Consider the following 14979-nt stretch of genomic DNA (forward strand, 5'->3'; position numbering starts at 1 on the left):
CCTGCCGGGCTGCGTCGCCCCGATGGCCGACGCCGGCCCCGGTCCTCAGTGACCAGGAACCTCTGCCTGAGGGCGTGCCGGCCTTTGTGACGTCTGGCGGGTGACCCAGGTGACGCCGAGGTCCAGGCCGGCGGCGGTGGTCCAGCAGAACCAGGCGGTCCAGAAGGTGTGACTCATGTAGTGGGCGCCGCGCACCTGTTGCGCCAGCCCCAGCAGCAGGCCGGCCAGCATGGAACCCAGCAACCAGCGGCGAGCCGTGGTCGGCAGGACATGCCGGAAGGCAAAAAAGCCGCCGACAAATGCAAAACCCGCCGAGGCATGACCGGCCGGAAAGCAGCCACCGTCCCCGCCGTCCCGCACGCCCCAGGCCCAGTGCGAGACATGGCTGGCCACACCGCCGAATTCCTGCAGGCTCCAGGGGCAACTGCTGTGGCTGTGCAGCTTGATGTCGGAAACCACCAGCAGCGCCGCCAGCGTGGTCAAGGCCAGCTGGACGCGGCGCGACACTGGCAAGCGCCGCAGGGTGCCGACAGGCCGGGCGATGCCAATCAGCAGTGCCCCTTCGAGCAACCAGGGCAGCGGTCGCATGTCGTCATGCAGCACGCCGCGCCAGAACCAGTGGTTTTCGAGGGCAAAGCCGCTGGCGGACCCGAACCAGCGCGCCAGGGTCAGGTCCAGTCCGGAAGCGTCCCAGGCCAGCAACAGAAGAAGGCTGGCCAGTGACCAGAAAAATAGACGCGACGGGCTGGAAATGGCTGGACTGCGGAAGGCGTGCATGGGGAGCGTGTTGGGCGCAAGGAAGGCTGGACGATAGCCCTGTACGCCTTAAATCAGGCTTAATGTCGGCGTCTGGCAAAGGTGCGCAACGGTCCGGGGCGGGCTTGTCCTACACCTTTGCCCCTTCAAGGCTGACGCAGGAAGGCTGTCCAGAGGCGGCCCGAGGGCTCCGTGGGTCGGCGCGGCGGGTAAAATGAAAGAAGTTACCGGTCAGTTACCGAATCCACCGAATCCGTTCAACCTTCCTGGGGATATCTCTTATGGCACTCGTTTCCATGCGCGAGCTGCTGGACCATGCGGCAGTCAATACCTACGGCATTCCAGCTTTCAACGTCAACAACCTGGAGCAGGTCCAGGCCGTGATGGCCGCCGCCGACGAGGTGGGGGCGCCCGTCATTCTGCAGGCCAGCGCAGGCGCGCGCAAATACGCCGGCGAAGCCTTCATCAAGCACCTGATCCTGGCGGCCGTCGAGGCCTACCCGCACATTCCCCTGGTCATGCACCAGGACCATGGTCAGAGCCCGGCCGTCTGCCAGGGTGCGATTGACCTGGGCTTCAGCTCGGTGATGATGGATGGCAGCCTGGAGGCCGACGGCAAGACCATCGCCAGCTTCGACTACAACGTCGAGGTCACCCGCAAGGTGGTGGACATGGCCCACGCCACCGGCGTGTCGGTGGAGGGCGAACTGGGCTGCCTGGGCAGCCTGGAAACCATGCAGGGCGACAAGGAAGACGGCCATGGCACCGACGCCGTCATGACCCACGACCAGCTGCTGACCGACCCCGAGCAGGCCGCCGACTTCGTCAAGCGCACCCAGCTCGACGCCCTGGCGATCGCCATCGGCACGAGCCACGGCGCCTACAAGTTCTCGCGCAAGCCCACGGGCGACATTCTGGCGATCGAACGTGTCAAGGAAATCAACCGCCGCATCCCCAACACCCACCTCGTCATGCACGGCTCCTCCAGCGTGCCACAGGACCTGCTGGCCATCATCAACCAGTATGGCGGCAAGATGAAGGAAACCTACGGCGTGCCGGTCGAGGAGATCCAGAAGGCCATCAAATTCGGTGTGCGCAAGATCAATATCGACACCGACATCCGCCTGGCCATGACCGGAGCGGTGCGCAAGTTCCTGGCCGAGAACCCCGACAAGTTTGATGCCAGAGAATGGCTCAAACCTGCGCGCGAGGCCGCCAAGGCCATCTGCAAGCAGCGCTACATCGAGTTCGGCTGCGAAGGCCAGGCCGGCAAGATCAAGGGTGAAGCACTGAGTGTTGTCGCCGCCAAATACGCCAGGGGCGATTTGGCCCAGGTGGTGCGTTAACCCGGAAAATCCTCGCCGTGTCGAACGGGCGATAATTCAAAGCTCGCCGCTACCGGCGGGCTTTTTTACTTTTGGCAAGCATCCCATGACCTCCGCTCTCCACACCTCGGCCCTGACCTCCCTGCCCCTGCTCGCGCGCGGCAAGGTTCGCGACAACTACGCTGTCGGCAAAGACCGGCTGCTGATGGTCGCCAGCGACCGGCTCAGCGCCTTCGACGTCATCATGGGCGAGCCGATTCCGGGCAAAGGCGTGTTGCTCACGCAGATGGCGCTGTTCTGGTTCGACAAGCTGGACCATATCTGTCCGAACCACCTGACCGGCGAAGCGCCCGAAAGCGTGGTGACAGCCGCCGAAGTGCCGCAGGTCACCGGCCGTTCCATGCTGGTCAAGCGTTTGAAGCCGATTCCGGTCGAGGCCGTGGTGCGCGGCTACCTGGCCGGCAGCGGCTGGAAGGAATACCAGGACAGCCAGTCGGTTTGCGGTGTGCCGCTGCCAGCCGGCCTGAAAAACGCCAGCAAGCTGCCCGAGCCGATTTTCACGCCGGCGGCCAAGGCGGCGGTGGGCGAGCATGACGAAAACATCAGCTACGAGCAGGTGGTCCAGGTCGTCGGCCCCGAACTGGCCGCGCAGATCCGCGACCTCAGCCTGCGCATCTACAAGGAGGCGGCGGCCTTTGCCCTGACCAAAGGCATCATCATTGCCGACACCAAGTTCGAGTTCGGCCTCGACGAAAACGGCACACTGACCTTGATGGACGAGGTGCTGACGCCCGACTCCTCGCGCTACTGGCCTATCGAAGGTTACGAGCAGGCCTTCGCCACGGGCACCAACCCGCCCAGCTACGACAAGCAGTTTGTGCGCGACTGGCTGGAACAGGCCCTGGTCAACGGCAAGCCTTGGGACAAGACGCCGCCAGCACCGCGCGTGCCGCAGGACGTGGTCGAGAAAACCGCGGCCAAGTACCAGGAAGCGCTGACCCGGCTGACGGCCTGACCGGCGCCTTGGTTTAAAATAGCTTCAACTCAAGGAGCGTTGCAGCGAAACCCGGTTTCGTCAGGCTTGGGTGACAGCAGGACCCCCACGGCCTGCCTTTGCAACGGCGCTCACCTCAGGGAGCTTGTTCAGAGCTTCCTCATCCAAGGTGAGTGAATGTCCGAAATCCAAGTTCCCCCCATGAAACTGTCCGGCTTGGAGCCGGTCGCCATCGGCGCGGGCAGCCTGTTCGTCAACATCGGCGAGCGCACCAACGTCACGGGCTCCAAGGCCTTTGCCCGCCTGATCCTCAATGGCGAGTACGAGCAGGCGCTCGTCGTGGCCCGCCAGCAGGTCGAAAACGGTGCTCAGATCATCGACATCAACATGGACGAAGCCATGCTGGACAGCCAGGCCGCCATGGTGCGTTTCCTGAACCTGATCGCCAGCGAGCCCGACATCGCCCGTGTGCCCATCATGATTGACAGCTCCAAATGGAGCGTGATCGAGGCCGGCCTGCGCTGCATCCAGGGCAAGGGCATCGTCAACTCCATCTCGATGAAGGAGGGGCTGGAACCTTTCAAACACCAGGCCAAGCTGCTCAAGCGGTACGGCGCCGCCGCCGTGGTCATGGCCTTCGACGAACAAGGCCAGGCCGACACCTACGAACGCAAGATCGAGATCTGCGAGCGCGCCTACCGCGTGCTTGTGGACGAGCTGGACTTTCCGCCAGAAGACATCATCTTCGACCCCAACATCTTTGCGATTGCCACCGGCATCGAGGAGCACAACAACTACGCGGTGGACTTCATCAACGCCACACGCTGGATCAAGGCCAACCTGCCCGGCGCCAAGGTGTCGGGCGGCGTGTCGAATGTGTCCTTCAGCTTCCGCGGCAACGACCCGGTGCGGGAAGCCATCCACACGGTGTTCCTGTACCACGCGATCCAGGCCGGCATGGACATGGGCATCGTCAACGCCGGCATGGTCGGCGTCTATGACGACCTCGAGCCGACCCTGCGTGAACGCGTCGAAGACGTGGTTCTCAATCGAACGCCCGTCTACAAGCCGGGCGAGCCTGAAGTCTCGCCGAGCGAACGCCTGATCGAAGTGGCCGAGACCGCGAAAAGCGGCGCCAAGGACGACAGCAAGCGCAATGAGTGGCGCGCGCTGCCGGTGCGCCAGCGCCTGTCGCACGCGCTGGTGCACGGCATGAACGAACACATCGTGACCGATACCGAAGAGGTCTGGCAGGCGATCAAAGCCGAGGGCGGGCGCCCGCTGCATGTGATCGAAGGCCCGCTGATGGATGGCATGAACGTGGTCGGCGACCTGTTCGGTCAGGGCAAGATGTTCCTGCCGCAGGTGGTGAAAAGCGCGCGTGTGATGAAGCAGGCCGTGGCCCATCTGCTGCCCTACATCGAGGCCGAAAAGCTGCTGCTCGAAGCGGCCGGTGGCGACGTCAAGACCAAGGGCAAGATCATCATCGCCACCGTCAAGGGCGACGTGCACGACATCGGCAAGAACATCGTCACTGTTGTGCTTCAGTGCAACAACTTCGACGTGGTCAACATGGGCGTGATGGTGCCCTGCCACGAAATCCTGGCGCGCGCCAAGGTCGAAGGTGCGGACATTGTCGGCCTGTCGGGCCTGATCACGCCCAGCCTGGAAGAAATGCAGTACGTGGCCGGCGAGATGCAGAAGGACGACCATTTCCGCATCAAGAAGATCCCGCTGATGATTGGCGGCGCCACCACCTCCCGGGTCCACACGGCCGTCAAGATTTCGCCGCATTATGAGGGCCCGGTGGTGTATGTGCCCGACGCGTCGCGCAGTGTCAGCGTGGCGCAAAGCCTGCTCTCCGACCAGGCGGCCAAATACATAGCCGAGCTCAATGCCGACTACGACAAGGTGCGCACCCAGCACGCCAACAAGAAGCAGACACCGATGTGGCCGCTGGCCAAGGCACGCGCCAATGCCACGCCGATTGACTGGGCGCATTACACGCCGCCTCAACCGAAATTCATCGGCCGTCGCGTCTTCAAGAACTTCGATCTGGCTGAACTGGCGAACTACATCGACTGGGGCCCCTTCTTCCAGACCTGGGACCTGGCCGGCCCTTTCCCGGCCATCCTGAAAGACGAGGTGGTGGGCACCGAGGCTGTACGTGTGTATGCCGACGCGCAGCGCATGCTCAAGCGCCTGATCGAAGGCCGCTGGCTCACGGCCAATGGTGTCATCGGTTTGTACCCGGCCAACAGCGTCGGTGACGACATCGAGATCTACACCGACGAGACGCGCAGCGAAGTGGCCATGACCTGGTATGGCCTGCGCCAGCAGGCCGAGAAAACCGCGCTCGACGGCGTGATGCGGCCCAGTCGTTGCCTGGCCGATTTTGTGGCGCCGAAAGTGCTGTCAGCCGAAACCAAGGCCGTGCGCGCCGGACATGCGGGCGCCGAGGGCCACAACACCTTCATGCTGCCTGACTACATCGGCCTGTTTGCCGTGACGGCCGGCCTGGGCGCCGAGAAGAAGGAAAAGTACTTCAACGACGACCACGACGACTACTCGTCCATCATGCTCAAGTCGCTGGCCGATCGGCTGGCCGAGGCCTTTGCCGAGGCCATGCACAAACGGGTGCGCGAGGATTTGTGGGGTTACGCCGCCGGCGAAACGCTGAGCACCGAGGACATGATTGCCGAGAAGTACCAGGGCATACGCCCGGCGCCCGGCTACCCGGCCTGCCCGGACCACAGCGTCAAAAAAGACATGTTCGAGCTGCTGCAGGCCGAGGACATCGGTATGGCACTCACCGAAAGCCTGGCCATGACCCCGGCCGCCAGTGTCAGCGGCTTTTACCTGAGCCATCCGCAAAGCGTGTATTTCAACGTTGGCAAGATCGGCGACGACCAGTTGCAGGACCTGGCCAAGCGGCGCGGCAAAAAGGCCGAAGACCTGCAGCGGCTGCTGGCGCCCAACCTTTGAACGGCCGCGAGGCGCTCCCTTCAAGCAGGGGCTGCGGAACCGGCTTTGCCGGGCCGCAGGCGCAGCGGCCCCCTCGGGGGGCAGGGAGCTACACGCAGTGAGCGACCGTGGGGGCCTTAATTTGCTTTGAGCGCCCGCCGGTACTGCACCGCCTCGGCCACGTGGGTGAGCTGCACCGACTGCGCACCGGCCAGGTCGGCGATGGTGCGTGCCACTTTCAGGCAGCGGTGGATGCTGCGTCCCGACCAGCCTAGGCGCGCGGCCGCCGTGTTCAGAAATTTCGCTGCGGCATCGTCGAGCTGGCACTGCGCATCAATGGCCTTGCCCTGCAAGGCCTGGTTGCTGCTGCCCTGGCGCGCCGTGGCGCGTTCACGCGCCGCAACTACCCGTTGCCGGATGCTGGCCGTGCTTTCGCCTGGTGCGGCGCCCAGCAATTCCTCGGCGGCCAGTGCTCCCACTTCCACATGCAGGTCAATCCGGTCCAGCAGCGGGCCGCTGAGTTTGCCCTGGTAACGCGAGACCTGGTCCGGCGAGCAGCGGCAGGCACGCAGGCTGGAGCCGAGGTAGCCGCAGGGGCAGGGGTTCATGGCAGCGATCAGCTGGAAGCGGGCCGGAAACTCGGCGCGCCGGGCGGCGCGCGAGATCGTGATGGTGCCCGACTCCAGCGGTTCGCGCAGGGCTTCCAGCGCGGCTCGCGGAAATTCCGGGAGTTCATCGAGGAATAAAACGCCATGGTGCGCCAGTGAAATTTCACCAGGCCGGGGCGGTGAGCCCCCGCCGACCAGGGCCACGGCGCTGGCGGTATGGTGCGGGGCGGCGGTGGGCCGGACTGCCCAGCTGTTCAGCGAAAAGCGGCCGCCGAGCGAGGCGACGGCTGCGCTTTCGAGCGCTTCGGCTGTGCTCATGGCCGGCAGCAGGCCGGCAAAACGCTGGGCCAGCATGGACTTGCCCGAACCCGGCGCGCCCACCATCAGCAGGCTGTGGCCGCCAGCGGCGGCAATCTCCAGTGCGCGCTTGGCCGCCGCCTGCCCCTTGACGTCGGACAGGTCCGGATAAGGGGTGGTGTCCTGCGGGGCGCTGGGCTGGAGCCGGACCCAGCCTTGCGTGTCCTCGGGAATCATGTCGCCCGGCAGAAATTGCCTGACCACGTCGAGCAGGTGGTGGGCCCGGTAGACCTCGGCATCCGGCACCAGCGCCGCTTCCTCGGCGCTGCCACCCGGCAACACCAGCCGGGGTCGGGGCTGACCGGTGTCCCGGCCTGGCAGGGCCAGGCTCATGGCCAGGGCGCCGCGTATGGGACGCAACTCCCCGCCCAGCGACAGCTCGCCGGCAAACTCGTAGCCTGCGAGCTTGGCGGTGTCGATCTGGCCACTGGCCGCCAGAATGCCCAGCGCAATAGGCAGATCGAATCGGCCAGAGTCCTTGGGCAGGTCGGCCGGTGCCAGGTTCACGGTGATGCGTTTGTTGCCGGGAAACTCCAGGCCGGTGTTCTGGATGGCAGACCGCACCCGCTCACGGGCTTCCTTGACCTCTGTCTCCGCAAGGCCCACGAGCGTGAAACTTGGCAGGCCGTTGGCCAGGTGCACTTCGACGCAGACCGGGTGCGCCTGCATACCCAGCAAGGCACGGCTCTGCACTAAAGATAAGCTCATTTGTCGATTTCTCCCTCATGCACCAAAAGCGAGCATATATTGATGCACTCGTTAGGTGCGCATCTTGTATTTATTCCAGTTCAAGTTAACGCGTCAGCCCTTCCTGACGACGACGAAGGAGCTTCAGGCCTACAAAATTTGGCACGCTCCATGCTAAGTGTTCATCGCGCCAAATTCCCTTTTCAACTATTTATGGAGTCCTCGATGAAATCAGCCGCCAAAAAATCAATGCTGGTGATGGTACTTGCCCTGGCAGGTTCGGCCTTTGCCCAGACCGCAGCCCCTGCGCCAGACTACACCCTGTCCTACAACGTCGGCGCCACCACCGACTACCGCTACCGCGGCATTTCGCAGACCGGCAAAAAACCAGCGCTCAATGGCGGCATCGACTACGCCCACAAAAGCGGCTTTTACCTCGGTACCTGGGCTTCGACCATCACCTGGCTGAAAGACTCCACCGCCAACCCCAACACCACCAAGGGTCCGATCGAGATCGACGTCTACGGCGGCTACAAAGGCGCGTTGTCCGATAGCGTGGGTTATGACGTCGGCGGCCTCTACTACTGGTATGCCGGCAACGACCTGAAAAAGACGGCAGGTTTCGTGAGCCCCAACACCTTCGAGCTGTACGGCGCGCTCACCTTCGGCATCGTTACTGCCAAATACTCGCACGCCACGACCAACCTGTTTGGCACGGCCAATAGCAAGAACAGCGGCTACCTCGACCTCAGTGCCAACTTTGACCTGGGTTCCGGCTGGTCCATCGTGCCGCACGTCGGCGCGCAGAAAATCAAGAACGGCAATTCCTACACGGACTACTCGGTGGCGGTCAACAAGGACATCGACGGTCTGGTGGTGAGCCTCGCGGTAGTGGGCACCAGCGGCCTGGGCGGCCCCTACACTCTGGTTGGTTCGGGCACCCGGGATCTTGCCAAGGATGGCCTGGTCCTGTCCGTCAAGAAAAGTTTCTGAAATAACACGGCTTAGAAGCTGAGGCAAAGGAGAACTCATGAAACTCGTAACGGCCATTATCAAACCGTTCAAGCTGGACGAAGTGCGCGAGGCGCTGTCCGGTATTGGTGTGCAGGGCATCACCGTGACCGAAGTCAAGGGCTTCGGCCGCCAGAAAGGCCACACGGAGCTGTACCGCGGCGCTGAATACGTCGTGGACTTCCTGCCCAAGGTCAAGATCGAGGCAGCGGTGTCCGACGAGCTGGTGGACCGCGTCATCGAAGCCGTCGAGGGCGCAGCCCGTACCGGCAAGATCGGCGACGGCAAGGTCTTCGTCTACAACCTCGAGCAGGTCGTGCGTATCCGCACCGGTGAAACCGGCAAGGAAGCGCTCTAAGCCTCAACCCTCAAAAAGAGAAATAGACATGAAAAAACTACTTGCCTCCCTGGCTCTGGGACTGAGCTTGCTGACTTCCGGCGCCGCCGTGCTGGCGCAGGCGCCAGCGGCTGCCCCCGCGGCGTCTGAAGCCGTTGCACCGGCGGCTGCTCCTGCCGCAGTGGCTGCACCGGCTGCGGCCGAAGCAGCGGCGCCTGCCGCACCTGTTGCCGTGCCCAACAAGGGCGATACCGCCTGGATGATGGTCTCGACCATGCTGGTGATCCTGATGACCATCCCCGGTCTGGCCCTGTTCTATGGCGGACTGGTCCGCAGCAAGAACATGCTGTCTGTGCTCATGCAGGTCATGGTCACCTTCTCGATGATCACCGTGTTGTGGTTCATCTACGGCTACAGCCTGGCTTTTACCGAGGGCAATGCGTTCTTCGGCGGCTTTGACCGGCTGTTCATGAAGGGTGTCTGGGACAACGTTGCGGGTACCTTCGCCAACGGCGCAACCTTCAGCAAGGGGGTTGTGATACCCGAGATCATCTTCGCAGCCTTCCAGGCCACCTTCGCCGGCATCACCTGCGCACTGATCGTCGGCGCCTTTGCCGAACGCATGAAGTTTTCCGCCGTGCTGATGTTCATGGTCATCTGGTTCACCTTCAGCTACGCACCGATGGCGCACATGGTGTGGTTCTGGATGGGCCCTGACGCCTACACCGCCAAGGAAGTTGTTGACGAGATGACCTCCAAAGCCGGTTACATCTGGCAGTCGGGTGCGCTTGATTTCGCCGGCGGTACCGTCGTGCACATCAACGCCGCTGTCGCCGGCCTGGTCGGTGCCTACATGGTGGGCAAACGCATTGGTTACGGCAAGGAAGCCATGGCGCCGCACAGCCTGACACTGACCATGGTCGGGTCCGCCCTGCTGTGGGTGGGCTGGTTCGGTTTCAACGCCGGTTCCGCCCTGGAAGCCAACGGCTTTGCCGCCCTGGCCTTCATCAACACCCTGGGTGCCACGGCAGCCGCGGTGCTGGCCTGGTGTGTCGGTGAAGCGCTGATGCGCGGCAAGGCGTCGATGCTGGGTGCAGCCTCCGGCGCAGTCGCTGGTCTGGTGGCGATCACGCCGGCAGCCGGCAACGTCGGCATCGGCGGCGGCCTGATCATTGGTCTGGTGGCTGGTTTTGCCTGCCTCTGGGGTGTCAATGGCCTGAAGAAAATGCTGGGTGCGGACGACTCGCTCGACGTGTTCGGCGTGCACGGCATCGGCGGTATCCTCGGCGCGCTGCTGACCGGCGTGTTCAACTCCCCAAGCCTGGGTGGCCCCGGCTACGTGGCAGACTGGGTCACGGCCACCATGGTGACGGCGGCGGATTACTCCATCGTTGCCCAGGTCTGGATCCAGCTCAAGGCTGTGTTGATCACGGTGGTCTGGTCCGGTGTGGTTTCCTTCATCGCCTACAAGGTGGTGGACCTGACCATCGGTCTGCGTGTCAGCGAAGAAGACGAGCGCGAAGGCCTCGACATCACGTCGCACGGCGAAACCGCCTACAGCCGCTGACCGGCACAAGCCGTGGCCGTCTCCGGGTGGCCACGGCGGCTTGAATGAATTTGGGATAAATAGCGAGAGTCTCCTTTGGATGTTGAGCCCGCAAGAACTCCGGTTCTGGCGGGCTTTTTTTTTGCCTGGGCGGTTTGTCCACCGTGCACAATGTCGGCAGGAGACTTGCCCATGACCGAGCCCATCACCTTGTCCAGCGCCAGCCTGCGTTGTGACATCAAGCCCGACCTGGGCGGTTGCATCACCGGCCTCTGGCTCGGCGACCTGCCTGTGCTGCGTTCGACGCCCGCCGGCGAGCTGATGTCGGTGCGCCTGGCCGGCAGTTATCCGCTGGTGCCGTTTTCCAACCGTGTCGGCCATGCCACGCTGAAGTGGCAGGGCACCAGCCATCCGCTGGTGCAGAACAACGGGCCGGAGCCGCATGCCATCCATGGCCTGGGCTGGCAGCGGCCCTGGCAGGTGCTCGACCAGGACGAGCAGCTGCTGATGCTCGCTTTCGAACACAGCGCCGACGCCGCCTGGCCGTTTGCCTTTGACGCCTCGCAGACTTTTCGCCTCAGTGGCAACACCCTCGAACTCACGCTGAGCATGACCAACCAGTCGGCCACACCGGCGCCGGCCGGTCTGGGCTGGCACCCCTACTTTGTCAAGCGCAACCGCAGCCGTATTGCGTTTGAAGCGACCGGGCGCAGGGAGATGAACGAGGAAAAACTGCCGACGCACCGCCTGCCGGCGCACGGACTCGACGTGGACTGCGCCGCGCTCGATGTGGACCACTGCTTTGACGGCTGGAACGGCGTGGTGCACCTGCGTGATGAAAAAATGCACACACGCATAGCGTCCAACCTCGGCCGCCTGGTGGTGTTCACCAACCCGAAGCGCGACTTTGTGGCGATCGAGCCGGTCAGCCATGTCAACAATGCCGTCAACCTGCTGCAGGCCGGGGCGGGCCAGGTCGATGAGCTGGGCATCCAGGTGCTGGCACCGGGCGAATCCATGAGTGCCCAGATGAGCATCCAAGTGGAGTCCGCCGCATGAGCTGGACGACCACGGTTGCGCAGCCCAGCGAACTGGGCGAATCGCCGTTCTGGCACCCCGACGAGCAGCTGCTTTACTGGGTCGATATTGCGGGTAAAAAAATTCACCGCAGCAATGTGTTCATGGGCACGGTGGAAAGCTGGGCCATGGCGGCGCCGCATGAGCTGGAGCCCGGCTGCATCGCACCGGCGCGCAGCGGCGGGCTTGTGGTTGCGCTGCGCGACGGCATCTATCGGGCGCGGACCTGGGGCGGTGCGCTGGAGAAGCTGGCTGATGCCGCGCACGACCCGCGAACCACCCGCTTCAACGACGGCAAATGTGATCCGCTGGGTCGCTTCTGGGCCGGCACGATCTACGAGCCGCGCGCTGCGCGCGAAGCGGCGCTGTATTGCCTGGACGGCCGGGCGGGCCACACACCGGCGCTGGTGCGCATGGCCGGCGACGCGACCGTGGGCAACGGCCTGGCCTGGTCGGCCGACAGCCGGACCCTGTACTGGGCCGACACGACCGGCCATGTCATCCGCGCCTGGGACTGGGACGCCGCCGGCAACACCCTGGCCCGGCAGCGCGTGTTCCGGCAGTTCCCGCCCAAGCCGCCCGGCTGGCAGGCCGGCATGCCGGGTTATGGCGGCCGACCCGACGGCGCAGCAGTGGACAGCCAGGGCAATTACTGGGTGGCCATGTACGAGGGCGGGCGCGTGCTCAAGCTGTCGCCGGGCGGCGAACTGCTGGCCGACATCCCCACCCCCGTGGTGTGCCCGACCATGGTGTGTTTTGGCGGCGACGACCTGCAGACGCTGTACCTGACCACGGCGCGTCACGGGCGACCCGCCGCCGAACTCGAAGTACTGCCGCAGTCCGGTTGCGTGTTTTCCATGCGTGTCGATGTGCCCGGTCTGCCCGTCCATTTTTTCGCGGACGCGGGTTGAAGCCCCCAAAAAAGCGAACAGCCGCCGTTCAAAAATATCAACCCCGGCCGACCGGCGTCCCCTTACCATCAGCACCATGGACTCAGCGCTTCAATTGATCATCGACCAGGTGCAGGCGGCAGCCGCCAGCGGCACGCCACTGCGCATCCGCGGCGGCGGCAGCAAGGACTTCTACGGCCAGACGCTGCAGGGCGAGGTGCTGGATGTCACGCCGCTGGCGGGCATCACCAGTTACGAGCCCACCGAACTGGTGGTCACCGCGCGGGCCGGCACGCCGCTGGCCGAGCTCGAGGCGGTGCTGGCGGAACGCGGCCAGTGCCTGCCTTTCGAGCCGCCCCACTTCGGGCCGGGCGCCACGGTGGGGGGCATGGTTGCAGCCGGCCTGAGCGGCCCGGCGCGCGCCAGTGTGGGTGCCGTGCGCGACTACGTGCTGGGCGTCACCCTGCTCAACGGCAAGGGCGAGTTGCTGACCTTCGGCGGTCAGGTCATGAAAAACGTGGCGGGTTACGACGTCTCCCGGCTGATGGCGGGTGCCATGGGCACACTGGGGCTGCTCACGGAAATCAGCCTCAAGGTGTTGCCGGTGGCGCCAGCCGAAGCCACGCTGAAGTTCGGAATGAGCCAGTCAGAGGCCCTGGCAAAGTTGAACAGCTGGGGCGGGCAGCCGCTGCCGCTCAACGCCAGCTGCTGGGTCGACGACGCCGGTGCCCCCACCCTGTACCTGCGTTTGCGCGGCGCCGTCGCAGCGGTCGAGGCCGCCTGCAAAACACTGGGCGGCGAGCGCCAGGACAATGCCGCGACGGCACCCGACTGGACCTTGTGCCGCGACCAGCAGTTGCCGTGGTTTCTGGAGCGCGGCGAGCAGGACTTGTGGCGGCTGTCGGTGCCGCAGACCGCACCGGTGCTGGACCTGCCCGAGCCGCCGCTGGTCGAATGGCACGGGGCGCAGCGCTGGGTGCGGGCTGCCGCCGGTGAGGCGCAGCGCCTGCGCGATGCTGCTGCGGCTGTTGGCGGAAGCGCTACGCTTTTCATAGCTGATGGCGCTCATGTGGAAAGGGCTGAGGGCCGATTTGACCCCTTGAAGCCACCTCTGGACCGGATTCACCGCCAGCTCAAGAAAGAGTTCGATCCCTCCGGGATTTTCAATCGCGGCCGCCTCTACCCGGACTTCTGATGCAAACCCACCTCGCCCCCGAATTCAAGAACACCGCCGACGGCCAGGCGGCCGAGGCGATTTTGCGCAAATGTGTGCACTGCGGTTTCTGCACTGCGACCTGCCCGACCTACCAGCTGCTCGGTGACGAACTCGACGGCCCGCGCGGGCGCATCTACCTGATCAAGCAGGTGCTCGAAGGCCAGGCGCCGACGCGCAAGACCCAGCTGCATCTGGACCGCTGCCTGACCTGCCGCAATTGCGAGACCACCTGCCCCAGCGGCGTGCAGTACGGCCACCTGATCGACATCGGCCGCAAGCTGGTCGATGAACGGGTGCCGCGGCCCACTTCCGAGAGCGTGGTGCGCTGGGCGCTGAAGGAAGGCTTGCCGTCACCGCTGTTTGCACCGGCCATGAAACTCGGTCAGGCCGTGCGTGGCCTGTTGCCGGCGGCGCTGAAGAACAAGGTGCCCGCGCGCCAGCCGGCGGGCCAGTGGCCGCAGCGTGAACACGCCCGCAAGATGCTGATGCTGGCCGGTTGCGTGCAGCCCGCCATGATGCCCAACATCAACACCGCGACGGCGCGTGTGCTCGACGCGGCGGGCATCCAGACCGTGGTGGCAGCCAAGGCCGGCTGCTGTGGCGCGGTGAAGTTTCACCTGAACGACCAGGACGGCGGCAAGGCCGAGATGCGCCGCAACATCGACGCCTGGTGGCCGCATGTGGAGGCTGGTGTCGAGGCCATCGTCATGAACGCCTCGGGCTGCGGCGTCACCGTCAAGGAGTACGGTTACCACTTGCAGGACGATGCGGCGTATGCGGCCAAGGCGGCGCGTATCAGCGAACTGACGCGCGACCTGAGCGAGCTGCTGCCCGAACTGGTGGCGTCGCTGCGCGGCCGGGTGGCCGCCAGCGCTGCGCCTATCGCGTTTCATCCGCCTTGCACGCTGCAGCACGGCCAGCAGCTGCGCGGCGGTGTTGAGCAACACCTGGGCGCCCTGGGTTTCGACGTGAAGGTCGCCAGCTGCGAAGCGCATCTGTGCTGCGGTTCGGCCGGCACCTACTCCGTGCTGAACCCGGAGATCGCCTTCCAGCTGCGCGACCGCAAGCTGGCGAATCTGGGCGAGATGGCGCCCGAGGTGATTGTGTCGGCCAACATCGGCTGCATCACGCACCTGCAAAGCGGCACGGCCACGCCGGTGCGGCACTGGATCGAAGTGCTCGACGAGGCGCTATCAAATAAATAGCTGCTT

Annotated in this window: 12 protein-coding genes and 1 riboswitch; of the genes, 10 read left to right on the forward strand and 2 right to left on the reverse strand. The window is 64.6% G+C overall.

Annotated features, from left to right (window positions below; translation table 11 throughout):
• Positions 1 to 45 precede the first annotated feature (45 nt).
• Positions 46 to 777, reverse strand: coding sequence for a phosphatase PAP2 family protein (locus B7X65_RS04945; RefSeq protein ID WP_293593186.1), 732 nt, complete (start codon positions 775 to 777; stop codon positions 46 to 48).
• A gap of 260 nt (positions 778 to 1037) precedes the next feature.
• Between B7X65_RS04945 and fba the strand changes: the two genes are divergently transcribed.
• From fba to metH, 3 genes are all read left to right on the forward strand, one after another.
• Positions 1038 to 2102, forward strand: coding sequence for a class II fructose-bisphosphate aldolase (gene fba / locus B7X65_RS04950; protein ID WP_293593187.1), 1065 nt, complete (start codon positions 1038 to 1040; stop codon positions 2100 to 2102).
• Positions 2103 to 2187: 85 nt separating this feature from the next.
• Entirely contained in the window at positions 2188 to 3096 is a 909-nt protein-coding gene (locus B7X65_RS04955; RefSeq protein ID WP_293593188.1) for a phosphoribosylaminoimidazolesuccinocarboxamide synthase, read from the forward strand.
• 25 nt (positions 3097 to 3121) lie between these two features.
• Positions 3122 to 3215, forward strand: a riboswitch (S-adenosyl-L-homocysteine riboswitch).
• A 61-nt stretch (positions 3216 to 3276) separates the two neighbouring features.
• The gene (gene metH / locus B7X65_RS04960; protein WP_293593189.1) at positions 3277 to 6060 is read left to right on the forward strand and encodes a methionine synthase; all 2784 of its coding nucleotides are present in this window, start codon (positions 3277 to 3279) and stop codon (positions 6058 to 6060) included.
• A 116-nt stretch (positions 6061 to 6176) separates the two neighbouring features.
• Here metH and B7X65_RS04965 read toward each other — a convergent pair whose 3' ends face one another.
• Entirely contained in the window at positions 6177 to 7712 is a 1536-nt protein-coding gene (locus tag B7X65_RS04965; RefSeq protein ID WP_293593190.1) for a YifB family Mg chelatase-like AAA ATPase, read from the reverse strand.
• Between the two features lie 204 nt (positions 7713 to 7916).
• Here B7X65_RS04965 and B7X65_RS04970 point away from each other — a divergent pair, with 204 nt between their 5' ends.
• The 7 genes from B7X65_RS04970 to glcF all read left to right on the forward strand — a co-directional run bounded on the left by B7X65_RS04970 (position 7917) and on the right by glcF (position 14973).
• Positions 7917 to 8684, forward strand: coding sequence for a TorF family putative porin (locus tag B7X65_RS04970; protein WP_293593191.1), 768 nt, complete (start codon positions 7917 to 7919; stop codon positions 8682 to 8684).
• Positions 8685 to 8721: 37 nt separating this feature from the next.
• Complete coding sequence (gene glnK, locus B7X65_RS04975) at positions 8722 to 9060, forward strand: P-II family nitrogen regulator (protein WP_077591625.1); 339 nt, start codon at positions 8722 to 8724, stop codon at positions 9058 to 9060.
• 28 nt (positions 9061 to 9088) lie between these two features.
• The gene (gene amt, locus B7X65_RS04980; protein WP_293593192.1) at positions 9089 to 10606 is read left to right on the forward strand and encodes an ammonium transporter; all 1518 of its coding nucleotides are present in this window, start codon (positions 9089 to 9091) and stop codon (positions 10604 to 10606) included.
• A gap of 171 nt (positions 10607 to 10777) precedes the next feature.
• Entirely contained in the window at positions 10778 to 11644 is an 867-nt protein-coding gene (locus B7X65_RS04985) for an aldose 1-epimerase (RefSeq protein ID WP_293593193.1), read from the forward strand.
• Positions 11641 to 12573 carry an SMP-30/gluconolactonase/LRE family protein gene (locus tag B7X65_RS04990; protein ID WP_293593194.1) on the forward strand — a complete coding sequence of 311 codons (933 nt, stop codon included), beginning with the start codon at positions 11641 to 11643 and terminating at the stop codon, positions 12571 to 12573. Before B7X65_RS04985 ends, B7X65_RS04990 begins: the two co-directional genes overlap by 4 nt.
• A 76-nt stretch (positions 12574 to 12649) precedes the next feature.
• Complete coding sequence (glcE, locus tag B7X65_RS04995; protein WP_293593195.1) at positions 12650 to 13747, forward strand: glycolate oxidase subunit GlcE; 1098 nt, start codon at positions 12650 to 12652, stop codon at positions 13745 to 13747.
• Entirely contained in the window at positions 13747 to 14973 is a 1227-nt protein-coding gene (glcF, locus tag B7X65_RS05000) for a glycolate oxidase subunit GlcF (RefSeq protein ID WP_293593196.1), read from the forward strand. Before glcE ends, glcF begins: the two co-directional genes overlap by 1 nt.
• Positions 14974 to 14979: the final 6 nt, after the last annotated feature.

Origin of the sequence: Polaromonas sp. 39-63-25 (assembly GCF_002278925.1) — a bacterium.
In the GTDB taxonomy this organism is placed as follows: Bacteria; Pseudomonadota; Gammaproteobacteria; order Burkholderiales; family Burkholderiaceae_C; genus Polaromonas.